General features: G+C 62.6%; 14 protein-coding genes and 1 pseudogene. 4 read left to right on the top strand and 11 right to left on the bottom strand.

What is annotated here, in order from left to right; translation table 11 throughout:
- Entirely contained in the window at positions 1 to 1149 is a 1149-nt protein-coding gene (locus GDH07_RS14420; RefSeq protein ID WP_343038238.1) for an efflux RND transporter periplasmic adaptor subunit, read from the bottom strand.
- A 197-nt stretch (positions 1150 to 1346) separates the two neighbouring features.
- On the opposite strand from GDH07_RS14420, the gene GDH07_RS14415 reads away from it, so the two are divergent.
- Together GDH07_RS14415 and GDH07_RS32715 are read left to right on the top strand one after the other, a co-directional pair.
- The gene (locus GDH07_RS14415) at positions 1347 to 2129 is read left to right on the top strand and encodes an IclR family transcriptional regulator (protein WP_022639909.1); all 783 of its coding nucleotides are present in this window, start codon (positions 1347 to 1349) and stop codon (positions 2127 to 2129) included.
- A gap of 8 nt (positions 2130 to 2137) precedes the next feature.
- Positions 2138 to 2755 (top strand): TetR family transcriptional regulator, encoded by a 618-nt coding sequence (locus GDH07_RS32715; protein ID WP_218584736.1) that lies wholly within the window; start codon positions 2138 to 2140, stop codon positions 2753 to 2755.
- Between the two features lie 60 nt (positions 2756 to 2815).
- Here GDH07_RS32715 and GDH07_RS14405 read toward each other — a convergent pair whose 3' ends face one another.
- The 6 genes and pseudogenes from GDH07_RS14405 to GDH07_RS14380 form a co-directional block, all read right to left on the bottom strand.
- Positions 2816 to 4165 carry a coiled-coil domain-containing protein gene (locus GDH07_RS14405; protein ID WP_152897978.1) on the bottom strand — a complete coding sequence of 450 codons (1350 nt, stop codon included), beginning with the start codon at positions 4163 to 4165 and terminating at the stop codon, positions 2816 to 2818.
- On the bottom strand, positions 4162 to 10548 hold the full coding sequence (locus tag GDH07_RS14400; RefSeq protein WP_152897977.1) for an AAA domain-containing protein: 6387 nt from the start codon (positions 10546 to 10548) through the stop codon (positions 4162 to 4164). The genes GDH07_RS14405 and GDH07_RS14400 overlap by 4 nt, the downstream gene beginning before the upstream one ends.
- A 14-nt stretch (positions 10549 to 10562) precedes the next feature.
- Positions 10563 to 11198: a 4Fe-4S single cluster domain-containing protein gene (locus tag GDH07_RS14395; protein WP_053129405.1), complete on the bottom strand. Its 636-nt coding sequence runs from the start codon at positions 11196 to 11198 to the stop codon at positions 10563 to 10565.
- Between the two features lie 2 nt (positions 11199 to 11200).
- Positions 11201 to 13074: pseudogene (locus GDH07_RS14390) on the bottom strand (AAA family ATPase).
- Positions 13075 to 13659: 585 nt separating this feature from the next.
- Positions 13660 to 14310: a hypothetical protein gene (locus tag GDH07_RS14385; protein WP_152897975.1), complete on the bottom strand. Its 651-nt coding sequence runs from the start codon at positions 14308 to 14310 to the stop codon at positions 13660 to 13662.
- Positions 14311 to 14870: 560 nt separating this feature from the next.
- Positions 14871 to 15830, bottom strand: a complete 960-nt coding sequence (locus tag GDH07_RS14380; RefSeq protein WP_152897974.1) for a restriction endonuclease — start codon at positions 15828 to 15830, stop codon at positions 14871 to 14873.
- A 304-nt stretch (positions 15831 to 16134) separates the two neighbouring features.
- On the opposite strand from GDH07_RS14380, the gene GDH07_RS14375 reads away from it, so the two are divergent.
- Positions 16135 to 17424, top strand: a complete 1290-nt coding sequence (locus GDH07_RS14375) for a DUF5623 domain-containing protein (RefSeq protein ID WP_152897973.1) — start codon at positions 16135 to 16137, stop codon at positions 17422 to 17424.
- A gap of 187 nt (positions 17425 to 17611) precedes the next feature.
- Here the strand turns inward: GDH07_RS14375 and GDH07_RS14370 are convergent, their stop codons facing one another.
- From GDH07_RS14370 to GDH07_RS14355, 4 genes are all read right to left on the bottom strand, one after another.
- A complete protein-coding gene (locus tag GDH07_RS14370) occupies positions 17612 to 19576 on the bottom strand; it encodes a DUF3732 domain-containing protein (RefSeq protein ID WP_152897972.1) in 1965 nt (654 codons plus the stop codon).
- Entirely contained in the window at positions 19573 to 20061 is a 489-nt protein-coding gene (locus tag GDH07_RS14365) for a three component ABC system middle component (RefSeq protein ID WP_152897971.1), read from the bottom strand. Before GDH07_RS14365 ends, GDH07_RS14370 begins: the two co-directional genes overlap by 4 nt.
- Positions 20058 to 21320 carry an ABC-three component system protein gene (locus GDH07_RS14360; protein WP_152897970.1) on the bottom strand — a complete coding sequence of 421 codons (1263 nt, stop codon included), beginning with the start codon at positions 21318 to 21320 and terminating at the stop codon, positions 20058 to 20060. The genes GDH07_RS14365 and GDH07_RS14360 overlap by 4 nt, the downstream gene beginning before the upstream one ends.
- Positions 21321 to 22285: 965 nt before the next feature.
- Positions 22286 to 23200: a LysR family transcriptional regulator gene (locus tag GDH07_RS14355; protein WP_152897969.1), complete on the bottom strand. Its 915-nt coding sequence runs from the start codon at positions 23198 to 23200 to the stop codon at positions 22286 to 22288.
- Positions 23201 to 23459: 259 nt separating this feature from the next.
- Between GDH07_RS14355 and GDH07_RS14350 the strand changes: the two genes are divergently transcribed.
- A complete protein-coding gene (locus tag GDH07_RS14350; RefSeq protein ID WP_022639901.1) occupies positions 23460 to 24482 on the top strand; it encodes a zinc-dependent alcohol dehydrogenase family protein in 1023 nt (340 codons plus the stop codon).
- Positions 24483 to 24626 lie beyond the last annotated feature (144 nt).

Below are 24626 nucleotides of genomic sequence, written 5' to 3'. Positions count from 1 at the left end.
TCAATGGGCCTGGGGGCCAGCGGCGGCACCGAACTCGGCCACCAGCTTGACGTTGCCGGCCGCCACCGGCTTGACGGCCAGGCCACTGCGCACGCGCTGCACGCCTTCGGTGACTACCCGCTCGCCGTCGGCGATGCCGGCGCCGATCAGCCAGGCGTTGCCCACGGTGCGCAGGGTCTGCAGTTCACGTTGCTCGACGGTGTCGTCGGCCTTGACCACCCAGGCGGTGGGTACGCCGCGGGCATCCCGGCCGACCGCTTGTTGCGGGATCAGGATGGCGGCCTGTTGCTCGCCTTCCTTGAGCTGGGCATGGACGAACATGCCCGGCAGCAGCTTGCGGTCGGGGTTGGGGAACTCGGCGCGCAGGGTCACCGAACCGGTGGTGGGATCGACGCTGACCTCGGAGAACTTCAAGGTGCCCTTGAGCGGGTAGGGGGTGCCGTCGTCCAGGGTCAGGCTGACTTGCGCCTGGTCCGGGCCGCTGGCCTGCAAACGCCCGGACTCCAGGGCCTGCTTGAGGCCCAGCAGCTTGGTGATGGGCTGGTTGACGTCGACATAGATCGGATCGAGCTGGGTCACGGTGGCCAGGGCCTGTTCCTGGCCGTTGGTCACCAGTGCGCCCTCGGTGACGGCCGAACGCCCGATACGTCCGGAAATCGGTGCCAGGACCTTGGTGTATTGCACGTCGATACGGGCCATCTGTGCGTCTGCCTGGGCTTGTTTCCAGGTGGCCAGGGCATCGTCGTACTGCTGCTGGCTGACGGCGTTGGTCTTGAGCAGGCGCTCGTAGCGCTGGGCCAGGTTCTGCGCGGTGAGCAGGCTGGCCTCGGCCCGGGCCAGGCGGGCCTGGTAGGTGCGCGGATCGATCTGGTACAGCTGCTGGCCATCCTTGACCTCGGCGCCTTCGGCGAACAGCCGGCGCTGGAGGATCCCGGACACCTGGGGCCGGACTTCCGAGACGCGATAGGCCGAGGTCCGGCCCGGCAGGTCGGTGGTCAGGGTCAGTGCCTGGGCCTTGGCGGTATAGACGCCGACCTCCGGGGCGGGGGCGGCAGCCATTTCCGTCTCCTTGGCGCCGCAACCGGCCAGTAGGCACAAGGCCGCCAGAGGAATGAAAGGCCGCGCACACAAAGCTTGCTTGAGTCTCACGCTCGTCTCCTGTTGTGGGACTGAATAGTCAAAAATTACGACTTGTGGTCCGTATTGCGATACAGTGTACCACCATGAGATTCAGCGAATGCAAGCTCGGATTTGCTCGGCTGGCCTGATCGGCCGCTTGCCACTAGAGTGGCGGCCAATCCACAGAACCCGGCACGACGGCCTCGCGGCCAGCCCCAAGGAGTCGTATGAATGATTCGGAAGAAAGCAGCGCCAAGCACGGCGGGATACAGGTCATCGCGCGGGCCGCGTCGGTCATGCGGGCCTTGGGCAGCAACCCCCAGGGCTTGAGCCTGGGGGCCATCGCCCAGGTGGTGGAACTGCCGCGCTCGACGGTGCAGCGCATCATCAATGCCCTGTGCGTGGAGCATCTGGTCGAGACCCTGGGCCCGGCCGGCGGCTTTCGCCTGGGCCCGGCCTTCGGCCAACTGGTGACCCAGGCCCAGGTCGATATCATTTCCCTGGTCAGGCCGTACCTGAGCGCCCTGTCCGAGGAAGTGCAGGAGTCGACCTGCCTGGCGTCGCTGTCTGGCGACAAGGTCTATGTGCTGGATCGCATCGTCGCCGAGCGTGAGTTGCGCGTGGTGTTCCCCATCGGCATCCATGTGCCGGCCACGGCCACTTCCGGCGGCAAGGTGCTACTGGCGCAGTTGTCGAGCGAGGCCCAGCAGGCGCTGCTGCCCGATCCGTTGCCCGTGTGCACCCCCAAGAGCCTGGGGCGTGCGGCCCTGCTGGAACAGTTGCGGGCCATCAAGGGCCGTGGCGCGGCCAATGACCAGGACGAGTACATCGAGGGCCTGTGTTCCTACGCAGTGCTGCTGGACACCTACCTTGGCCATTACTCGATCTCCATCGTCGCCCCCAATTCACGGGCGGCGGCCAGGGGCGAGGCGTTCCAGCAGGCCTTGCAGGCGTGCAAGCAGAAGATCGAGGAGATGATCGGCCGGACTCCTCGCGTGGTCCAGGACTAGCCCCGGCCATGGCCAGGAAGACCGCAGCCGAGGCCGCACGCACCCGTCGCCGGATCCTGGAGGCAGCCAGCGAACTGTTCTCCCGGGAAGGAGTGTCCAGCACCACCCTGGATCAGATCGCCCGGCAGGCCGGGGTCACGCGGGGGGCGATCTACTGGCATTTCAAGGGCAAGCAGGACCTGCTCGATGCGCTGTTCAGCGAACAGACCCTGCCCCTGGAGAACGACCGGCCGCAAGCCGTGGATTTCCATCGCGGCTGGCAACGGCTGCACGACGACCTGGTGGCCACCGTCAGTGGCGAGGGGCCGCGCCGTCTTTCGGAAATCATGTTGTACCAGGGCGCCTGCGGCAGCGACCCCAGCACCCATCAGCGGCGGTTGGACTGGGTCAGGGGGCTGCTCCAGCATCACCTGCGGCGGCTGCTGGAAAGCGCCGTGTCGCGCCAGGAACTGCCGCCCAGCCTCGATGTGCCGGGGGTGCTGGAGTTCTGTTGCATCGCCATTACCGGCCTGTTGTATGAATGCCTGCATGACAACCCGCACCCGCAGGAGGCGATCTCCGCGACCCTGGCGGTGCTGCAGCATGTGGCCAAGGCCCCGCCCCGGCACCTGTTGCTGGAGGGTTAGGGGCCGTGCCAGGAGGCGGGAAACCCCGGGACGTGGCGCAAGCGCTGCTGGACGCTAGGCTCAAAGCGTCCGCTGCTGGAGGTTCGCCGCTTCTCGTTCCTCGTCCATGACCGTGGCTTCCTTGAGCGGCACCTCACCCACCCCCAAAGCGCGTTCGATCAGCAGTTCGCCGCCGCTGTCCTTGAGCAGTGCTTGCAGGCGCTGGAATTCGTTGCACCAGATCGTCTCGATATCCCGATCGCGCCCCTTGTCCCGCTGTGGGTCGAGGGCCACAGCGCGCACCTGCAGGCGGCCGTTGTCGGCCTTGCCACCGACTTCGACGCCGTAACCTGGGGTGGCGCTCTTGCGCAGTACCACCTTGCCGGACTCGGCCCAGGCGGTGGCCATGCCTTCGCGAACCTCGTAGCCGAGCCGGGCCAGCCCCTCGAGCATGGCCTGGCGCCGGGCCAGCGCAGCCTGGGCCTGTAGCACAGCGGTGAGCGCGGCCTCGCATTCGGACTTCAGCGCTTGCAGCAGCGCCAGGTCGCTGTGCTCGTGGCACTCGGCGACCTGGCGCAGCAGGACCGCGTGATCGGTCGTGGCATGGGTATGGAGTTCGCTGGCCAGGTCCTGGACCTGGCCAAGCAGCTCGCGGCGCTGCTGGAAGTCGCGCGTGGCCTCGGCCAGTTCGATCACCAGGCTGTCGAGCAACAGGTTGCGCTGCTGCACCTGCTCCTGGGCTTCGGCCCGGGCCAGCCGTTGCAGGAACGGGGTCGCGGCTGGCGCGCCCTGGAGCAATTGCAGTTCGGCGATATGCCGGTCGATGCGTTGCAGGCGCGGATCACGCTCGGCTGGCTGTTGCGCGGCGATCCACTGTTCGAGGCTGGCTTGGGGTGTCTCTTCGCGCAGTTGCCGGGCCAGTTCGCGTTGGCGCTCGCTCAAGCTGTCCGTCTCGTCGACCCTGGCCAGCTGGCTGAAGCCCTGGGCCAGGACCTGCTGCGCATGGTCGAGGTCGGCGCCTTCGGCCAGGCGCGCCACGTCTTGCAACAGCTCGGGCGCAACCGCTGCCTGTGCGGCGCGCAGGGCGCCGAGCAGGGTCGCGGCATTTTCTTGCTGGCGGCGCTGGCGCTGGCGTTGCTCGGTCGCACGCAGCACCGCGCGTTCCTCGCGTTCTGTCTGGTCGCGGCGCAGGTACTCGATCTCGATCGGCACGGCTCTCTGCAATTGGGCGAACTGTTCCTGGCCGAGCAGGGCGCGCAGGCGCTCAGCGCGGGCATGGGTGGCGTTGCGTTGTTCCTCGTTCAATTCGCCGAGCCTGGCGGCCTGGGCTTCCCAGCGGGCCATGGCCTGTTCCAGGCGCTGCAGGTGCCCCTCGCACAGGGCGATGATTTCTTCGCGGGTGACGATCCGCACTACCTTGGGACCACTCATGGGCAGATCTCCGTATCGCTGGAAGGGGCCGTGACCGGATCTGGCTGGGCGGACGGCAGTGCCCGTTCGATGGCCTCGCGCAGACGGGCGCGCTCGTTGTCGCCGTCGTGGTACCAGGCCTGGGACGACACCCGGTGGATATGCGGGATCGCCCGGCGCAGGACCGACGGGCGCCAGATCTCCCGGGCGCGGGCGCGTTCCAGCAGGGCGTGGCTGGGGGCGTCGCATTCGATGCCGATGGCGTAGGTGCCGGTACCGGGGTTTTCGATGGCGAAGTCCAGGCCGAAGGCGTCGCCCTCGCTGGCCGGCGCGGCCTGCCAGCCCTGGGCCTGGAGGTATCGGCCGACGATCCTGGCGAAGCCGTCGCGATCCTGGCCCTGGCCGCGTTGCAGGTCGCTGCGGTCGGTCTGCAGCCGGTCGAGCAGCTTGCCGGTGTAGTCGAACTCCCCGGCGCACAGCGCCCGGGCGTATTCCAGGTAGCCTTGCAGGTAGTCCCTGGGGCTGGCCGGCGCACGGTGGGTATTGAGCATGTCGGAGATGTCGCCGATGGGCATCGAGGTGATCATCACCACCTTGTGCCGTGCGCGGGTGACCGCCACGTTCAGGCGCCGTTCGCCGCCGGTCTGGCCAAGTACCCCGAAGCTGCGGCGGAAGGTGCCCTGGCTGTTGCGGCCGAAGGTCGAGGAGAAGACGATCACGTCGCGCTCGTCACCCTGGACGTTCTCCACGTTCTTGACGAACACCGACATGTCCTCGCCGTCCTCGCTGCGTTCGCGCTCCTGGGCGTAGGCGCTGCGGAACCCCTCGTCCTGGGCGGCGTGGGCCTCCAGGTGTTCCTCGATCAGCTCGGCCTGCTTGCGGTTGAAGGTCACCACGCCGACCGAGGGGCGCTCTTCGTAGGGTTGGCGCCACAGCTCGGCCAGGTACTGCACGACACGCTCGGCTTCCTGGGCGTTGCTCTGGTTCTGGTACAGGCCCTCGACCTGGATCAGCTCCAGCGGCTTGACCCGCTCGATGCTGGCTTGTGGATGGCGCACGGGCACATTCAGGCGGTTGCCATAGAACGAGGCATTGGAGAAGCCGATCAGCTCGCGGTAGGCGGAGCGATAGTGGATCTGCAACGTGGTGCTGGGCAGGGCATTGCGCGCCAGTTGCAGCAGGTCGGGGCAGTCCTTGATCTCCCGGCGGTTCCAGGTGTCTTCGAAGGCCTCGCGTTGCTCCTGGTCGGCTTCTGCGTCGGGTTCGTCGCCGTCGAACAGTTCGGCTTCGTCGCTTTCCACCCGGCTGGAGAAGAACGCCGTCGGCGGCATCTGCTTCTCGTCGCCGCTGACCACCGTGACCTGCCCGCGAAACAGGGTCGGCAGGGCGAACTCCACCGGCATCTGCGAGGCTTCGTCGTAGATCACGGTATCGAACAGGCCGGCCTTGAGCGGCAGCACGCGACTGGCCACGTCCGGGTTCATCAGCCACACCGGGCGCAGGTTCATCAGCCCCAGCGGAGCACCCAGCTCGATGAATTCGCGCAGGCGCCGCGAGCGCTTGCCGGTGAGCCGGGTCACGTCTTCCCATTGCTTGCGATTGCCCAGGCGCGAGGGGTCGATACCCTTGGCCAGCAGCTCGCGGTTGAGTTCGCGCATGCGGGTATCGGCCTGGGCCAGGCTGGCGACCTTGGCCTGGGTTTCGTCCTGGCCGTACAGCAACTCGGGGTTGGCTTGCTCGATGCGGTGCTTCCAGCCCAGCCGCGCCTCGCGGTTCAGCAGGCGGCGCACGGCGGCTTCCAGTTGCTCGGGCGCCAGGGCGTCCAATTGCGCCTGGCGTTGGCGTAGCAGGGCCAGCAGCTCCAGCTCCTCTGGGCCCAGCAGGCTGGCTCGGCCACGGAACGCCTGGTAGGCGCCGAGGCAGGGCAGGGCTTGTTGCAGGCGGGCCAGGGGCAACTCGTTGCTCTGGTTGTGCTCGATAGCCTGTTGCAGTTGCCCAAGCAGTTCGGCGCCCAGCCAGTGGCCGAGCAGCTTGAGCTGGTCGAGGCTGATCTGGCGTACGCCCTGGCGAATCAGCGAGGCGTCCAGGTCACCGAGCAACGCTTCGAACTCGCGCTTGTCGCCGCTGAGCACCGCAGCGTCGGCCTGGCGGGCGCGGGGCGATTGGGCCAGGGCCTGGGCCAGGACCTGGATCTCCAGCAGCTGGCGGATGTCGTGGGTGACTGTCGTGCTCAGCTCCAGGCCGGCTTCGGGGGCCGGGGCGTCCAGTCCCAGCTCCCGTTGCAGGGCCGTGAGTTCGGCGCGCAGCGGGCGCCATTGGCGCTCCAGGTCGATGGCCGCGTGCAGTGCGGGCAGGACTTCCTCGACCCGGTTTTCACCCCGTTCCTGCAGGAACTCGCGCAGCCGGCCACGGCGCAGCAGGTGCAAGGGGTTGATCCGCGACCACCAGGAACGGGAGGTCATGACCTTGGCGCAATCCTGGCCCAGGCTGCCGAGGCGCTTGTGGTCGATCAGCCCCAGGGCGGGCGACAGCACCGCCTGGTAGCGATCTTCCGGCAACTGGCGCAGTTGCTGCTGCAATTGCCGCAGCTCGTCGAGGATCGCCTCGCCACGGGGCAGCGGTTCATGCTCGCGCAGGCGGAACAGCGGTAGCCAGCGGGCCAGGCGCAGCCGCTGCTGCGGGTCCAGGTCGAGCAAGGTGGCGACGTGGGCCGCCATCCATGCGCGGTAGGGCGCGGGGTCGTCGATCTCGAAACTGGCCGGATGCGCTTGCAGCGTGGCCTGGCGATCGGCCTCGGCCTGGGCGAAGTCCCGCAGGTTGTCGTCGAAGGCTTGCAGGGTCGGGCGATCGGCGGCGAAGGCTTGCAGCTGCGCCAGGGGGCTGCCTTCGTAGCGTGCCGGCAACCACAGGCGAACCAGCGGCGCGCAGCGCTCTTCCAGGCGGGTCAGGCTGGCTGGGTCCAGGGGCGCCAGGTGCTGGCGCAGGGCCGGGAATTCCAGGGGCGCGGGGCCATCTTCCAGTTCGATCAGCTCGCCCAACAGGCGGCGATAGCTCAGGCCGCTGGCCGGGTCCGGGTGATGCAGGCTCTGGTGGTAGCGATCGAGCTCGCCCTCGAGGGCCTCGATGCGCGCCGCTGTCTGTTCACGCTGGCGCAACCAGCCCTGGCTGTCGCCGCCAGCGACGAATAGGGCCTCCAGCTGCTCGCGGATACTGCGGATGATCGGTTCGCGGTCGCGGTTGACGTCGTTGAGCATGACGATGCGCTGGCCAAGCCCTTCGGCCACCAGGCGTTTGTGTACCACCTCCAGCGCCGCATGTTTCTGGCAGACGATGAGCAGGCTGCGCTGGCGGCCGATGGCGTCGGCCACCATGTTGACGATGGTCTGGCTCTTGCCGGTGCCGGGTGGCCCCTCCACCAGCAGGCCGGGGCCTTGCCGGGCCTGGAGCACCGCCGCTTCCTGGGACGGGTCGCTGGCCACGGTGAAATAGCGCTGCAACTCCCCGGGATCGGCCGGTGGCTGTTCGTCCTCGCCATTCCTGAGACGCAAGGCGGTCTCGAGGCCCGTGCCGTTGGGTGACAGCGACTTGAGCTGGCGCAGGTCCTCGCCAATGGCCTGGCCCATGAAGGTGACGTGGAACAGCACCGCCGCACAGGCCAGTTCGTCCTGGTAGGGCGCGACCTCCACCGTGCTGGCCGGCAGGCTGGCGAAGGTGCGCGAGCGTACGCCGGCGAGCATGCCGAAGGCATCCATCACGTCGCTGGTGCGGATGGACGAGCGGCCGAGCAGTTCATCGGCGGTCTTGCGCCAGAGTTTGCAGGTCTCGGCGCCGAGCACGCTGTCCAGCGCGGGGTTCAGGCGCACCTCTTCGCGTTCGCCGTCGAAGGCCAGCCGCGCGTTGCCGCGCTGGCCCAGCTCCAGCAGCAGTTTCACCGGCCACAGCAGCAACGGGATGATCCGCGGGCGGGCGTTGCCGCGCGGATCGCGGCTGAGCAAGAAGGGGAAGCCCAGGTAGAGCCCGTCGATGCCGGTATCGCGCTTGTACAACGCGCTCTGGCGGTACAGCGCATGCAGTCGGGCCTCGATCCGCGGATCGGCCTGGAAGCATTCCGGGTCGAGGTTCACCGCGCGCTCGTTGCGTTGCAGCAGGTGGTCGAGCAGGGCGGCGGCGGGGCGGCGCTCGCTGTGCAATTCGGTCAGGTCGACGCGGGCGGTGGTCTTGCCGATGTTCATGCGCACCAAAGGGCCGCGCATCACTGCGGTGACCACCTTCTTTTCGAAGAAGTCGAGGATCTGCGATACGTAGTGCTGCTTTTGCGGCTCCAGCCACTGGCTCTCGGGAATGGCCAGCAGCACCAGGACCTTGGCCAGGGGCATGCGCCGTTCCAGGCGAAACTGCTCGGCCCACTCATCCACCGCCGGCACGCCGCTGCGGGCGAAACCACGGATGCGCTCGTCGACGCTGCGGTACAGCTCCTGGCGCGGGTGCTCAAGCAGTGCGCTTGCTTGCTCGCTGTCGAACCAGCCGACCTCGGTGCGCTGGGCCAGCTCGGTGGCTTCCTGGATGATCGAGTCGACCGAGCGGAATTGCTCGATGGCGGCGCTGAGCAGCACGATCAGGTCTTCTTCGGCGATCACCCGCCGTTCCGACAGGTAGGCCAGGCCAGGATGCTCGGTATCCGGCAGCAGGCGCTGGCGCTCTTGCCACTGGGTGGCGAGCCTGGCGCGAGAGGTCGACAGCAGGTAGATGCGCAGGGTCTCTTCCACCAGTTCGACCTGCTGGTGCAGGGCGCGCTGGCGCACCTGCTCGGCGCGCAGCTTGAGGCGCGACAGCCAGTTGTCGGTCTGCAGCTGCTCCAGCAGATCGGGAGCCGAACCGCTGATCAGCCGGTAGCCTTCCAACGGGTGTTCGAGCAACCAGCCTGGGGTGACGATGTCGCCGCGATGGATCAGCGGCACTTGCGGATTGAGCAGCTTGAGCGCCAGCATCAGGCGCAAGTCGTCTTCCAGGCCGTCATGCTGGACCACCTGGCGCAGGCCGGCGAGCAGCGAGGAGGGCAGGCCGAGCTGTTCGGCCCAGGTTACGATCACCCCGCGCAGCAGGTGGTCCAGGGCCTGGGCCCAGTGTTCGGCCTGGGCCGCGGCCAGGGCGAACACCCGGGGTTTGTGGTAGTGGCGCTGGCCCAGCTGCAAGGTGGCGCCTTCGCCGTCGTCGCGCTCCTGGAACGACGAGGCCGGCGCCGCGACCGGATGGCCATCGAGCCAGGCCTCGACCTCAGGCCACTGCCAGCGCTGGTGCCGGTCCCGGGCCAGCAGCCCGCGCAGCAACAGGTTGAGCCCCGGGTCCAGGTCATCGGGGATCGGCACCCCGTTGGCCAGTACATGAATAAGGAAGGCATTGGCATGGATGCCTTCGAAACAGGCGCCCTGGGTCAACTGCTCGAGCAGGATCATCCCCAGGCTCCACCAGTCCGAGGCCGCGGCTACCCCGCCGGCGATGGCTTCCGGGGCCATGTAGCGGCTGGTTTCCAGGGGCGACACGATATCCAGGTCGAACTCCGACAGGCGCGCCGAGCCGAAGCCGCTGATCACCAGGTCCAGCGGCTCGCGGGCGCGTACCAGCAGGCTGGCCGGGCGCAGGTCGCGATGGCGCAGCCCGGCTTCGTTGAAGGCATGCAGCGCCTGGCCCAGTTCCCGGACCACATGGCGCACGCTGTCGGCGTCGCGAATGATGCTGCCCAGGTCCGCCAGGGTGCCGCCGCTGAGCTCTTCGATGACCTCGTAGGCCCGGCCGTCCCAGCGTCCGGTGGCGATGATCTCGGGCACATGCGCACGGGGCAGGCGGCGGATCACGTCGTAGATCGCCGGGTCGGGTTCGGCGCCGGGGCGGTAGAGCGTCAACACCGCCTGGAGTGGCGTTGCCTGGTGGCTTGCCAGGTAGCGTTCGCGCACACCGTCGGTGCTGCTGATCTGGCGGATCAACGCCCAGCCGTCGATCAGGGTCTGGCTGGGGCTGGCCGGGTCGCCTCCGGCATCAGGGAGTGCCGGCCCAGGCGTCGCGTTGCCAGGAACCTGGGCCTGGTCCTGGGCCGGGGGCGCGTCGCACTCCAGGCACATCAAGTCGCCTGGTTCCATGGCATGGCCGTTGCTGCAAACCAGGCCCGGCGCGATGGTCTCGGGCTGGGCCGGGGCCTCTGGCGGCGGGCTGTCCTGGCCTGGGCCGTGCTGGGGCATGGGATCTTGCGGCATGGCGTCTTGAGTGACGATGACCTGGGGCCGCCAGCCGTCGGCGCGCAGCGGTTCGCCGGCCAGGTCCCAGTTACAAGGGTGCTGGTCGACGGTGCCTTCGCAGAACAGCTCCTGGAGTGGGCGTTCGGTCTGGCAATTGGGGCAGAAGCGAATCATCGGGAGAATTCCATTCAGTGGCGGTGCGCACTGGTCTGTATTTGGTGGCCTTGCTCCTGCAGCAGGTCGCGCAGGTGCAGCAGGTCGTCACGTCGGGGGATGCCGGCCATCCAGACGCTGCCATTGGCGTCGAACATCAGGTCCAGGGCCTTGTCGGCGGCTTCCAGTGGACGCTCGTAGGACGCCAGGCGCGCATGGCCGAGGGGCGTGAGCAGGGTCAGGCGCTGGTTGTCGCTGCCGCGCAGCGCCAGGGATTGTTCGAGGCGTTCCTCGTAGGGGTCGCTGATCAGCCCGTCGATCAGACCCTCGGCCTTGCGTAACTGGGGTTGCAGGCGCTCCAGCGGATAGCCGCTGTAGACCAGGATGTCCACCGGACTTTGGCGGCGCAGCCCTTGGAGTAAAAGCAGCAGGGCCTCGAACTGATCGAAGGGCTCGCCGCCGGACAGGGTGATGCCGTCGGCTTCGCGCAGCCAGGGCGCCAGTTGCGTGAGCAGCTGGTCGATGTCCAGGCGCCGCTGGCCCGGTCCCCAGGTATCGGCGGAAATGCACCCGGGGCAGCGGATGCTGCAACCCTGGAACCAGATGCCCAGGCGCCGCCCGGGGCCCAGGGTGGTGACCGGGAAATGCACCCGCGACAGGCTCAGTTGCATCTTCAGCGGCGTTCCATGAGCAGCCCGCCGGCGTCCAGCGCGGTGATCGAGAAACGCTCGCCCGGCTGCGCATCCTGGTCGAACAGGGCCCGGGACAATGGATTGAGCAGGCGCGCCTCGAGCTGGTTGCGAATGCCCCGGCCGCCATTGGACAGGTCATGCAGGCACAGCGTGCGCAGGCCTTGGCGGGCCTGGGGGCTCAATTCGATGAACAACGCCTGTTGCTGTTGCAGGTCCTTGAAGGTGGTGTCGACCATCTGCTCGAAGATCTGGATCGCCACATCCTCGCGGATGAAGTCGAAGACGATGATGTTCTCGCCAATGCGGTTGAGGATCTCCGGGCGGTTCAGCACCAGCTTGAAGTAGCGGTCGATCTCGTTGTGGACCTTCTCCTGCATCTGTTCGAAGGGTTCGCCGGGCAGCACGTTGGCAACGCGCTCGCCGTTGTCGCCCTGGCGATAGATGCCCAGGTTGGAGGTGAACACGATCAGCGCCTCGGAGAAATACACCCGGTCGCCGCGCCCGGAGGTGAGCACGCCGTCGTCGAGGATCTGCAGGAATTTATCGAGGATGCGCGGGTGGGCCTTCTCGATTTCGTCGAACAGCACCACGCTGAAGGGTTTTTCACGGATGGCGTTGGTCAGCTCGCCGCCCACGTCGTAGCCGACATAACCGGGCGGTGCGCCGATCAGGCGCTGGTCGGCGTGCTCGGCACTGAACTCCGACATGTCGAAGCGGATATAGGCGCTTTCATCGCCGAACAGCAAGCTGGTGATGGTCTTGGCCAGTTCGGTCTTGCCCACGCCCGTGGGACCGGCGAGGAAGGCCACGCCCCGGGGCCGGTTGCCCTTGCGGCTGGCGCCGACCCCGGTCATCGCCCGCTTGACGATGTCCAGCATGTGGGTCACCGCATGATCCTGGCCCTTGACCCGCTGGTGCACTCGTTCATCGGCCTGGCGGATCTGCTGGCGGTCGATGCGCAGCCAGGGATCTTCGGTGACCCCGATCTTGTAGCGGCGCACGGCATCGGCGATCTGCTCCATGGCCACGCCCTCGACCCGTGCCAGCTGGGCGATGGCGCTCAGATCGAGCAGCAGCAGGCCTTCGGTATTCTGCACGAAGGCATCCACCGCCTCGCGCGTGCTGTCCTCGCTGGCTTCCTGGCTGCCGGCCAGGCTCTTGAGCAGGGCCGGGGCCAGGGCGCGGCGGGTCAGCTGGTCGGGCCGGGATACCGGAATGTGGCGCAGCCGCGGGTTGTCCACCAGCAGCCAGTCGGGCAGATCGCCTTCCTTTTCCACCAGCCACAGCAGGGTATTGAAGAAGGGTTTGCGCAGCTCCGGCAGCGGCCGGCTGCGGGCCTGGTGGGAGTGCACCAGGGCCTGGGTGAACAGCTGGTGTTCGGCGGCGCTGAGAGAGTCGTTGCGCACCACCAGGCGCGAAGCGAAGTCGATGACCAGGGCAATCGGCGGGCCGGCGCGATTCACCAGGCGCTGCACGGTGGCGGCCAAGAGATCGGGGCCTGCCGGGGCGGCGCCATCCACCGGGGTCAGGCCCAGCTCCTTGAGCAGGGTCTGGCCCGCCGCCGGATCGCTGTCCGGCTTGCCGATGGCGCGCATGCCGGTCACCGGGTCCCACGTCAGTACATGGGCGTAGCCGGCCGCGAGCAGGGTGTCGCAGAGGGTCTGGTTGAAGCTCAGGGCCGTGACCGTGCCGGGGGCCATCTCGCTGGCCTGCAAGTCGCGGATATTGCCGGACAGGACAAACTGGCTCTTGAGTGGCAGGAAGCGGACCAGATCACGCATCCAACGTGGGCTTTCAAACGGTGTATTCCCTGACATGTTTCAGCTCGTAACCTTGGGCGGTGGTGGCAGGGTATTGCCCCATGCTCAGGTTTTCCAGCTTCGGGTTAGGAAATTTCCTGCTTATTGATGGTGCCGGTCGATACTGGCGGGGACCTGGTCAGCGAGCCTGCAGATCGATGGAAAGTCCTGGAGGTGGCCTTAGAGGCTGTCAGGGTCGCCGAAGAACATTTGAATATGGCTCTAGATCGCTACTTACGACTCAAAAATACAGAGATATACCCGCAAAAATACCCTCGATACCCTTGGATGGATGCGCGATCTAGGACGGCGATTTCTGAAGGCTGCCGAGTTGGAGCCAGATGGAACTCAGTGTACCTCCGTGGGGAGGGCGGCGGTACCGAGATAACCAATTCGCATTGGATCGCAGACGAAGGGCAACTCAACGCAGGCAATTATCCATAGCTACGTTTTCACAGCGGGGGAGGTTGCTCAGATGGGGAAGTGTTTGTGGGGGCCTGTGCCGGCTGATCCGCACGCCGTCCTCCAGTGCTGCAGCGAGCGCTTCTAGCGCTTCCCGAATCCGAGCAGATCACAGCGATGGCTGAGAATCTGTGTGACTTTTCGCGACTTCTCATTGTTCAGTGATGCTTTCCCAGGCTTCAGTCTTGCTCCAGCCATTCAGCAAGTTTCTCCACCTCATCGATCGCGGCATGAAGCGCATCGCGGGTTACATGAACAGTTGGCGCCATCATCCAGCTGCCGCCTCTGCTAGCCAAAAGACTCTTCTCGTAGCTACTGACAAATAGAGGGCTTGGGTGCTTCCGAAGGGCTCTTTCATTGTGGATTGCCCGTGTGGACGTTATAGACGTTGCATGCTGACTAGCATTCCTAGCGAGCACCACCTGCTCCAGAATGGAGAAGTTCACAGGGCACTGGTTCCAGTCAACGCCATGCTTAGCGAAACAGGTTCGATAGCCTTTGATGAACCCTTTGCTGAAAACTTTTTCTCCGCACGATTTTTCGCAGTCCAAGCCAGCAATTTTTTCATGGGTGACGAAAAAAATTTTCAAGGATTCTGAGAGCATGGACACGCAGGTCTGCCCCACAACCTCAAGTCCGGTCTGCGCGCGCAGCCACTCCTCCTGGAAAGCAGGCTCTGCTGGCATGGTTTCAGGATCGAAGTATGGCGGTTCAAACGGTGGCTCTTCCGCGTCGATCTTGCGCATGGTTTCGATGAAGGGGGCTGAAGCCTCATCAAAGTAGTGTTTGATGAATGCAGTGCGCTCCTTGAGGAAAAAATCTACGTCCAATGTGCCTACCTCATCAAAAGTCCGGAGTGCCTGATGGCCCTCGCTGAGGGAACCCAGCTATTGACACGTGCAGTCCTGCGCCTCGAACGCATGAGGGGTGTATTTCGGGTAGATGATTTCCCGCCAGCTAACAGGAGCAGCAGGATCAAACTGCAGCTTGCGCAGAGTGGCGAGCTGGGGGAGATCCTCCTTGACTGAGATCAACGCTGCATGTAACGGGCATAACGCTGGAGGTGGAGAGGTGGGAGTAGCGCATCGGCTGACTCCCTCAGGCAGCTATGCGTAGATCAGCTTGTAAAAAGCTCTGGGTTACGTTGCACAGCTTCTACCTTTGCGCTACTCCGACATTTACGATGCGCTTATGCGAATTGACCATGGCATGTGCAACTAGCAGCCGCAGTTTTCAGGTTCGTGGTGACCGAGAAACTGAGGCATTTCATGGGCAATGCAAAGTGAGTCAGCACTTGGTTGATCACACCAGGCTACCCTGTGCCGACTGCTTCTCCAGCCAGCGCGCATAGGCCGTAGGACTCTGGAAATTCTGGCAGTATCCATTGGGCTCAATTGAGGATCTTCAGGAAAGGCTGTTTGTTGATGATCGCGGCATGAGACTTTGTCTTTAAAAAGTCCACCAGATCACCTTGGCGCTGCAGGAGCATGACGATCTCCTCCAGTGAACACAGGAACGTCGTTCTGTGGTTCAGAAAGTCCGCGCATTGCGTGATGGCCGGTTGGGTGAATTCACTATTGGAAATGAAGATGCCTGAGGCATCTGCTCGACCCATCACTCTCACAAGATGGGGCCCGAAGTCCGACACACCCACAGGATCCTTCAGCCACTTCATCTCCACCAAATGGATCTTGCCACCCAATTCGATCACTCCGTCGATCTGTTCCAGTACGGTGGCACCATCCAGTGGCTTGCGAACGAAGTTTTCTCTGACGTGGATGCCATAGGCTCGGAAAAGATCATTGAGGACGCTCTCAAGGAGCTTTCCACGCTCCTGCGGTTTGTCACTCATCGAAAACAGGCCAAATAGCCGGGACTTGATGTCCTCAATTTCGTTGCGTTTCTTTACCGCCTGCTGCTGCTCCTCACGATGGCGTGCTTGAGTCTGTTCACGTTCGAAATCCCGCTCCTGTCTCATCCGGGTGAATGCGTCTTTTGCGTTGACCGCCTCACGGACGCTTGCCACCAACCCTTTGGCTTTGAGCCTTTCGTTCTCCCAGCAGGATTCAAAACTCTCGAACTGGGTCACTCGCTTGATGATTTCGCGCCGAGCCGCAAGTCCGCTGTCACCTCGCCGGTTTAAGCGGGTCAGCACGTCACGGGCAATCTCGAATTTGTTGATGGACTGAGGTGCTCTGGAGAGCGTGGTGCGGGCGTCACTGAAGTCTGCTTCATCTACGCCTGCACCTTCGAAAAACAGGATGACGTCCTTCTTGGATTTGACTAGGCGAGGAATGGTCTCCACCAGGAGCTCTAAGATGTCGTGAGGGTAGTGGAACTGCTCAGCCATGATTTATCCCCTTATCCGTAACCTCTGAGAGCTTGCCAGTAGCTCTTTTGGATCATCATGACGGGGGGGTATGGCAAGGTAAATCCCCATGAAGGATGTCTTCAGCATGTCCGCTGAAGGGAGAGGAGTGGCTTGCGTTAATTAAGTTCGCTTGCTAGATTTGCGTTGCGCTGGGTAGGCGCATCTCACCCGTCATGAAAGCTGGAAACGGTACTACCTGTTGTTTTTTTTGCTGAAGGCCCCTTTTTTCGAGGCCCCAATGCAGCGTAGGCGGGTGGCGTTGCGGTAGGGCGGAGAAAAAAACATGAGCACTACCCTCGACGTACGCGCGTCCACCCTTCCTGGGATCAAGCGTAAGGCCAAATTCCTTGGCCGCGATCATAACCTTCCTCACCGTGCGGCCCTGGATGCTTCTGCCAGGCTGTCTGGCTTCGAAAGCTTCCAACACGCTCAGAAAGTGATTCAGCGCGATCAACGTGCGCATCGGATGCACAGCATCTTCCTGTCTGCTTACTGGCGTGATTCAACTGTAAGGCCGTCATCGGGCCTCGAAATTCTCGAACTGAAATTGCCCAGGCCGTTGGCAGAATTCCTGAGCAGGTATCAGTGTGGGTTTGCGCAGAATCTGCAGGGTTTCTTCTTCGAATATTCCGACCACGTTGAAATGCGCAGTAATGCTGACAGCCAGGCGCGGGCGAAAGAGTTGCTGACTCGCGCGGCATTGGCGTTGCAGTTCTTGGAAGCAGCTCGTATTCGGCCAGCCACGACAAAGTCCCAACGCAAAGCTATGGAACACGCCGAGCAACTTCCTGATTGCGATCACGTGTCGCGGTGGATCTGCGAGGGGAGTGGGGATTGGCTCATGCTGGACGAGCCCTACGATCACGTGGCGAGGCAGAGCGAAACTCAGGTGCGTGATGCATGGGTGCGCTCCTGCGGCCTGCATTGGGCCAAGCCGGAATGGGAAGGGTTGTATTACCCGGGCCATGCGGTACCGTACTTTGTGGCCAAAGACTCTGAGCTGCTCCGCAGAACAGTTGCGACCGTTGAGCGGCTGGCAGAGCAACATCGTGCCGGCATCGCTGCTTGGACCTTCAGTTCCCAGCCCTACAACGGCCAATTCGTGAGTCCCGCTCGCGAGCGGGATGGCAAAAAACGCAAGCCGCGCCCAGGTACTACATACGGCTTCAGCAAAAACGCTGTTGAGTACAGTTGGCAGGAAGGGTATGCATCGCGCTGGCGTCCAGCACAGCAAATGAGTATGCAGAACCATCAGGAGATGGGGCTCACGCTCAAGCGCCTCTATGCCTCAAACACTCCACTTCAGGCCCATGCCAAGCTCCAGGAGATACAGTCTGAGCTTGAGAACTGGATGTTCGCCGAGTACCGGTTGGAGGATCGTGACGATGTCGACGTTGATGTCTACTACGGAGGCCACCACCTTAAGAAGTATTCGGGCGTCGAGGCCATGGTCTCAGCGGTTGACCATCTGCGTTCAATCTTGACAGGAACGTATCTGGACTCGAAGCCGCTTAGGGATTACCTCAAGAAGCTCGACTCGGCTCGGCAGTTGATCCTTGCGGCAGCTGGCTGAAAACTCAATAGCCGGTGCGGTAGCGCGCCGGCTTTCTTTGACGTCACTCTGAGAGATCAGGGCCAGCGTTGAGGCATCGTTTCAACCATTGGCTGGCTGTTAGCCATGGATGGAGCGGCCTACCAATGGAGTGAGAGGGCAACCTCTCACTCCCTGATCGGTGCGGAAGGATGTACGCCTCAATCCGTCAGTGTGTCACCTCACTCTTGAGTGGCCAGCCCTCAGGCACCAACGCCGGAGGTTTGCTCCAGGGCGCCTCTACCAGAGATTTCTGGAACCAGTCATCCCGGAGATTGGCATGCTCGGTGATGATGATCTGGAACCCTGGAACGTCCTCGACTGTGAACTGGTACAACAGATTGAACAGCTTGCGTACCGAGTCCATGTCGGCATCGGATTGTTCGGTGTTCGAAACCGTGCCGTCGACCGCTTTGTAGGACTCCTCTGAGGGGAAATACACCTGGGTCGGCTGATCGATCACCAAGAAGCGCGGCATGGGTCGATTGCTCTTTACGCAGTACCAATGCAGGGCGAGCAGAGCAGAGAGGTGATACGCCAGGTAGTTCTCGCCACCGCCTGTCCGAGACATGGGCACAGAGCGCTCTGGGCGATCGAAAATGATAGTCAGCTTCTTCAGGTCGAATCGAGCCGGGTAGGCACTGAATTCAGACTCGAAGCGCTTATTGTACAGATTGAACTGTGCCGAGATGCTGTTCAGGATCGACGCTAAGCGTTCGTCGACGTCGACATCGGCCAGTGCCTTTTCAAGCTCCTGGACGCGCATTTCTCGACGACGATAGTCTGCCTCTTGCTGTTTCAGCGAATTGTCGGGGACGAAGCCTTCAAGGAAAAAGCTGATGCGCCCCACGACATGCTTGGCAGCGTCGCTTTGCTTTTGTGCGTTGGCCAGCACTGTATTGGCGGCGATTGCGGCTGTTAGCTCAGCCTCTTTCTCGGCAATCGACTTGCTCGTGTCTTGAAGACGTTGGTTTTCCTCCGCTAGGTAGCCCTGAATCTGCGGACGTTGGCCCATCACCGTCTGCATCTCTGCTTCAAGGGAAGCCAGTTCGCCGATGAGCGCTTGGGCTATGGGCGTTTCCATGGCCAAGTTCTTTTCGGCGAAGGGCCACTGCCATTCACCTGTGGTTGCATTCTTCGGAAGTGACTTGATGGATAAGAGGCGGTCGATGTGCTCCGATGCCTCACCCTGGAAGCCGCCGGCACGCCGTTCGAATATTTGGCCCGCCTCAATTTTGGATTTTATCTCGCGCTTGGTTTTTCTTAGCCTGGCCAGCTCAGCCTCCAACTTGGATACCTTGTCCTCAGGTTGGGCATGCGGTTTAGCGGGCGTCCACTGCGCTGCTGATTTGAGGGCAGCGATGATTTCTTCGACCTCCCCGATGGAGGACTCTTGAGGGAGTATTCCTACCGCTTTGGCTTCAGTCAGCAGGGCGATGGCCTGGTTTCTATTGTTGCCCACCGCCTGCTTTGCTTGCTCCAGCAGCTTTGCCTGGGATCTCAAATCTCGCTGAGCTGTCCGAAGCTTGGTCTGCAGCTCGTATCGCTCGTTAGTGGAGGCACCCAGCAGAATGGGAAGCGTATCTTTGATCGCCTGAGGCTGGAAAGGCTCGTTCTGACGATAGAAAAGTTGATCCTTGTTGGTCACCAGACCCTGCCGTTGGAAGAGGTAGTAGTACGAATGCTTGATGGAGGCTTCGTAGCTATTACGCGTGTGGTCCTCCGCCACCTCTGTACGGTTTTCAGGAATGCCTAACTGACGTGACAGCAACGAAGTGACGGCGATGTCGTCTGTGTTGACCACAAGCTCGGAAAACTCTGGAGGCTGCACGAATTCCCCAGTGCGCGTCATGGCCAGGCTACAGCTCGCGCCGCCTGAGCGTGGGGCTGGTTTCGCGACCATGACCTGCACGTCCGGAAATTGAAAGATCACTGCGAACCAGGACACCTTGTCCTGGATAACGCCATCCGAAACGTTGAAGTTGGATTGGCCCATGCAGTATTCGATGATGTCCGAAAGGGCGGATTTACCTGTCGACGAGCGGCCCGTGATGATGTTGAGCCCATCGACTTCGAAGTTTACGTCGCGGCGCTGGCCGTCGTGGCTGTATACATGGATGGAGCTGATTTTCATGGTCGAATTCCAAAAGCGGTGTACACCGTAACCCTGTCTGCAATTTTGGCGAACTCTCTCCCCAGCAGAGCCGCTGCGCGTTGGCATGCCACTGATTCCTCGGTGCCCTCAACGTCTGGTTTGACCCTCCTGGCTTTCGGAAGAAGTCGTCCCTGCGGGGTAACTTCGAAGCAATCGAAGTAGTGCGCCAACGCAAATGCCTCGAACGTGAATGGCAGCATCTCGGTTACCCGCTCGGCCAGCCCGATTTGCATCTGGGGGTATGTTTCCACCGTCTTGAGCAGATAGCCCTTGTAGTGCTTGAGCAGTGCACTGCGAGACTCGTGATGGAGGCTCAGCGGCAATATCAGCAGTGACATCGAAAAGGGCATGCCCTTGGGGTCTACCACCGAATAGGCCTTGAGCGCACGCATCAGGACTACTGCGCAGAAGGCAGGGTTGAACAGATTTTTGGTCTCAAACGGACGCTCATCCCAGCGAATCATTCAGTTTCTCCAGCAGCCTTGGATAGGCGATCCAGAAGCTGCGGATGCCAGTAAACGGTAGGGTAGGGGCGTTTGTTGGCGAGAATCTGGTAGCTGCCGCGAAGTACGTAAGGCTCAGTCACGCGTGCCCGGATTTTCAGGTGAGCAAGCTTCTGTGCTTCCGTCTCGGCCCAGGTATAGAGCTTCTTGCCGACGGCAATCAGTTCCGGATCAGAGCAGCCCTCGATCGGCCCATCGAGCTCGTCATCGATCAGGACGTCCTTGGTGCGCTCCCACTCATCCGTCAGCCGCCTTTCATAGCGGATGATTTCTTCGGAGCCCACCAGGCGCTGCCTTGCCCAGGCAGAGCGCTGCTCAAATGCCCTGTAGTAGTCCAAAACCGCATTGCGGATGCGGTTGGGGCTCAGTTTCAAATCACGCAGTTGACTCACGAACAGCCGGGTATCGGTACTCGCATCGATGGGAGCTGTAGGCGTCGCGTCCTCAAAGGTGATGGGAAGATTGTCATCCTTGTACTCCTCACTGAAGGTGAACAGCTTCTCCGAAACGTCTCGGCCATAAACGGGCTCGCTCTGAGGGGCACAAAGCATCTGGATGATGAGGTCATTCCACCATCCTTCTAGCCGCTCAAAGACCGCATCCCGATGCTCGGGGCGTATGGCCCTCATTTTCTGGGCCTTGATAAGCGCGGGGAGGTCGCCGATCCGAGGGGTGCTATCAATAATCGTGATTCTCGATACGAAGTCCTCTTTCTCTAGCGCTGTGAGCTTAGAGAGCAAGTCCTTGATCTTGATGAACGATTTCGACGTACTGGTGGCGAGCGTGCTCTCTGTCAGTTCCCACAGGCTTGGCTTTGCCTGGGTTACATCGGCGCCGTACAGGAAGAAGTTCAAGAATGAACCTGGTGCAACGGACGATGTTGTGAACAGGAAAAACTGGTAGTCGGACTCAACCCGCCCGTTGTCATGGTAACGGGTTAGCCAAATATTGACCGACTTCCAGAAGTCGACAGATAGGTCATTCAGACGTTCCCCCGCCGCCTTGTGTTTGAGTGAGGCCAGTGTCTTCTTACCGGAGGACTCCAGGAAATCCAGGTCATCCTCCATCTCGATGAGAATCGCGGTGTCCTCAGGAAGCTCTAATGCCTGATACAGCGCAAAGCGGGGCTGGAAGATGTAGCCCAACCCCTGTTCTCTGGCGCTATAGGGATCGTTGTCTTTCTTTTTGCCTGCGGAGTCATTGGTTGCTACAGCACTCATAATTCAGCCCATGTTCCAAGGTCGTTCATTCGAGGCTTTCTGGGCCCGGAATGGGGGCGAACCGAGTAGCTCGATCGCCTTCTGCTGCGGTTTCGCACGCCGCAAGCAACGCCTGATGTGTGGTGGTTGATTACTGTCTGAGTGGCGGTGGGCATTGAAGCGAGAGGATTGCCCACGAAGCCACCACGTCTTGCGAGTGAAAAGCTGGATGGTGCCCGGTGAGCGCGTTGAAACGACGCCGGCACAGGAGGAGGTCTGGGTAGGATCCGAGAACGACCAACAGTCAGGGCAGTGGCCCCGCACGGATAATATGTTCTGGCTATCGGTACTTTTTGGCAGAGGAGAGGAGGTGCGACACTCGGTAGTGAGAAGGGAACGATCTCCCCCCGTGCAGGGTGAGGTAAGCTTCGGTGCCTGATCCAGAACGGACACGCGTTGGGTCTGGATCTTCCCAGCGCATAAGGCACGTAACGGCATCCTTTCTATGATCGACATGACCTGACCAAATCTCCTTTGGGCGTATTCTGATTTGGATGATGGCATATGGCAATCATGCGCGAGTCTCTGGTTCAGCACTTTGCAAAACTTCAGCCTGGCAGAACCGCAATGGCCACGTACCTGCTAGGCCTGCTGGTCATCGCTGAATCACTGTTCTGTCACAATCAGAGGTATGTCGTTTTCAACCAGGTGACCTAGGTGCAATAGCACTTGCCAGGCGAGTGGGAGCGATGGTGTTCAAGCTGATCAATTGCTCGATATCGGCGGATGAAGGCATCGCTGAGCTTACGCCGGAATTTTGGTGAAGTTTCGGGGGACATCGCTGGAGGTACCGTTTCTCGAGGAGTGAAAAGTACCCTCAAAGATCCCCCCGATAGCCTTGGAAACTAGCGGAGTGCGACGGACAGTAGTGGATGTGAATTTACCTTAACTACTTGTTTGTTAACGTATTTATTGGTTGAGTCCAGTCAAAGGCTGTCAGGGTCGCCGAAGAACATCTGGATCCGCGAGCGCAGCCAGCGCTCTCCGGGGTCGTTGTCCTGGGAGCCGCGCCAGGCCATGTGCATTTCGAAGCTGCGCACCGGCAGGGGCGGGTCTTCGGCACGTACGCCGCCGGCGGCGGTGAGGGCTTCGGCGGTGTAGTCGGGGACGGTGGCGAGGATATCGGTGCCGGCCAGCAGGGTGCTCAGGCCGTTAAATTGAGGCACCGCCAGCACGACATGGCGCTTGCGCCCGAGCTTTTCCAGTTCTTCATCGATGAAGCCGCTCAGGTCGCCGGCGAACGACACCAGGGCGTGGGGGCGGGCGCAGAAGTCGTCCAGGCCCAGGGGACCGGGCACGGTGTCGGCGCGCAGCAGCTTGGGCATGCTGCGGCGCAGGATCTTGCGCTTGGCGTTGGCCGGCAGGTCGGTGGTGTAGCTGACGCCGATGGAGATCTCCCCGGAAGCCAGCAGCGAGGGCATCAGCAGGTAGTTGGTCCGGCGCACCACTAGCACGATGCCAGGGGCTTCGGCGCGCAGGCGCTTGAGCAGCATCGGCAGCAGTGCGAACTCGACGTCGTCGGACAGGCCGATGCGAAATACCGCATTGCTGGTGGCCGGGTCGAACTCGGCAGCGCGGCTCACGGCGGTGGAGATCGAGTCCAGGGCCGGGGACAGCAGGGCAAAGATCTCCGTCGCCCGGGCGGTAGGCTCCATGCTACGGCCGGTACGCACGAACAGCGGGTCGTCGAACAGGTTGCGCAGGCGCGACAAGGCCGCGCTGATGGCGGGCTGGCCAAGGAACAGTTTCTCGGCGGCGCGGGTCACACTGCGTTCGTGCATCAATGTTTCGAACACGATCAACAGATTCAGGTCGACACGACGCAGGTCATTACGATTCATCTGGAGTCCTGGCAGATTCAGCGAGCTTGACTGGAGCGGCCATATCGAAACAATGGCCGGCGTGAATCTTACGGGTAAAGGCTGCTACTCTGCACCGGCTAAATTGCCTGGCAGGCGGCTCGCAGACCGCCCAGCCCCGATTTTCAAGGGCACGGAATCGATGACAGGCATGTCGACTATTAATAGGCACTGATAGTCTTGCTTTCAAAGCCCGGATAAAGTCCGCGGCATTAGAGGTTATTTTTTGACGAGGTTTGCGATGTCCCGCACGATTCGTTTTCACAAGTTTGGAGCGGCCGAGGTGCTCAAATGCGAAGAGCATGCGGCCTCGTTGCCTGCGCCAGGCGAAGTGCAGGTACGAGTCGAAGCCATCGGTATCAGCTGGTATGACGTGCTCTGGCGGCAGAACCTGGCTTCCTCCCATGCCCGCCTGCCTTCCGGCCTGGGCCATGAGATGGCCGGTGTGGTCACCGCCGTGGGCGAGGGGATCGAGGACCTGGCGGTCGGCGACAAGGTCGCCAGCTTCCCCGCCGAGAGCCCCAACGACTACCCGGTGTATGGCGAGCAGATCGTCTTGCCGCGCTCGGCCCTGACCCGTTATCCGGAGGTCTTGAGCCCGATCGAGGCGGCGGTGCACTACACGCCGTTGCTGATCGCCTACTTCGCCTACGCCGACCTGGCCCGGGTCAAGCCCGGGCAGTTCGCTCTGGTCACCGATGCCAGCCACTGCGCCGGACCGGCCTTCGTGCAGCTGGGCAAGGCCTTGGGCGTAAGGGTGATCGCGGTCACCAAGAATGCCGACGAGCGTGAATACCTGCTGTCCCTGGGGGCGGAAAAAGTCATAGTCACCGAGGAGCAGGACCTGCTGATGCAGGTCAACAAGCTCACCGACAGCCGTGGGGTCGACGTGGTCTTCGATGGCCTCGGCGGGCCGCAGATGTCGATGCTCGGCGATGTCCTGGCGCCCCGTGGCAGCCTGGTGCTGTACGGCTTGCAGGGCGGCAACCAGACACCGTTCCCGGCTTGCGCGGCGTTCCAGAAGAACATCCAGTTCTTCGTGCACTGCATCGGCAACTTCACCGGCAAGCCCGAGCTGGGCATCAGCCAGGACCAGGTGGCGCTGCAGCGCGCCCTGCGCGATATCAACCAGTTGACCGCCGACCGGGTATTGCTGCCGCTCAAGACCCGGGTGTTCCCGTTCAACGAGTTCGTCCAGGCGCACCGCTACATGGACGAATGCCCATGCCGCGAACGAGTCGCCTTGCAGGTCGAGCCGGCCTGACCCGATCCCAGGCCCCCAGTCGCGGGGCCTGGTGCTTTTTCCTTCCTTCTTTCCTTCCTTGCTCCCTGCTACCGCCCATGGCCGGTATTGCGGGCGTATATCCGTCGATAAATCTTGCTGTCGATCCCGGGATAGATTCCGTCG

The organism is Pseudomonas piscis, assembly GCF_009380155.1.
Lineage (GTDB): Bacteria > Pseudomonadota > Gammaproteobacteria > Pseudomonadales > Pseudomonadaceae > Aquipseudomonas > Aquipseudomonas piscis.
The sequence above is the reverse complement of the archived record's forward strand: the minus strand, read 5'-3'. Positions and strand labels throughout refer to the sequence as shown.

Bases quoted from the DNA above. Each gene is read 5' to 3' on its own strand.
- GDH07_RS14415 (WP_022639909.1), top strand. From the start codon at position 1,347: ATGAATGATTCGGAAGAAAGCAGCGCCAAGCACGGCGGGATACAGGTC.
- GDH07_RS32715 (WP_218584736.1), top strand. From the start codon at position 2,138: ATGGCCAGGAAGACCGCAGCCGAGGCCGCACGCACCCGTCGCCGGATC.
- GDH07_RS14405 (WP_152897978.1), bottom strand. From the start codon at position 4,165: ATGAGTGGTCCCAAGGTAGTGCGGATCGTCACCCGCGAAGAAATCATC.
- GDH07_RS14400 (WP_152897977.1), bottom strand. From the start codon at position 10,548: ATGATTCGCTTCTGCCCCAATTGCCAGACCGAACGCCCACTCCAGGAG.
- GDH07_RS14395 (WP_053129405.1), bottom strand. From the start codon at position 11,198: ATGCAACTGAGCCTGTCGCGGGTGCATTTCCCGGTCACCACCCTGGGC.
- GDH07_RS14380 (WP_152897974.1), bottom strand. From the start codon at position 15,830: ATGGCTGAGCAGTTCCACTACCCTCACGACATCTTAGAGCTCCTGGTG.
- GDH07_RS14375 (WP_152897973.1), top strand. From the start codon at position 16,135: ATGAGCACTACCCTCGACGTACGCGCGTCCACCCTTCCTGGGATCAAG.
- GDH07_RS14370 (WP_152897972.1), bottom strand. From the start codon at position 19,576: ATGAAAATCAGCTCCATCCATGTATACAGCCACGACGGCCAGCGCCGC.
- GDH07_RS14365 (WP_152897971.1), bottom strand. From the start codon at position 20,061: ATGATTCGCTGGGATGAGCGTCCGTTTGAGACCAAAAATCTGTTCAAC.
- GDH07_RS14360 (WP_152897970.1), bottom strand. From the start codon at position 21,320: ATGAGTGCTGTAGCAACCAATGACTCCGCAGGCAAAAAGAAAGACAAC.
- GDH07_RS14355 (WP_152897969.1), bottom strand. From the start codon at position 23,200: ATGAATCGTAATGACCTGCGTCGTGTCGACCTGAATCTGTTGATCGTG.
- GDH07_RS14350 (WP_022639901.1), top strand. From the start codon at position 23,460: ATGTCCCGCACGATTCGTTTTCACAAGTTTGGAGCGGCCGAGGTGCTC.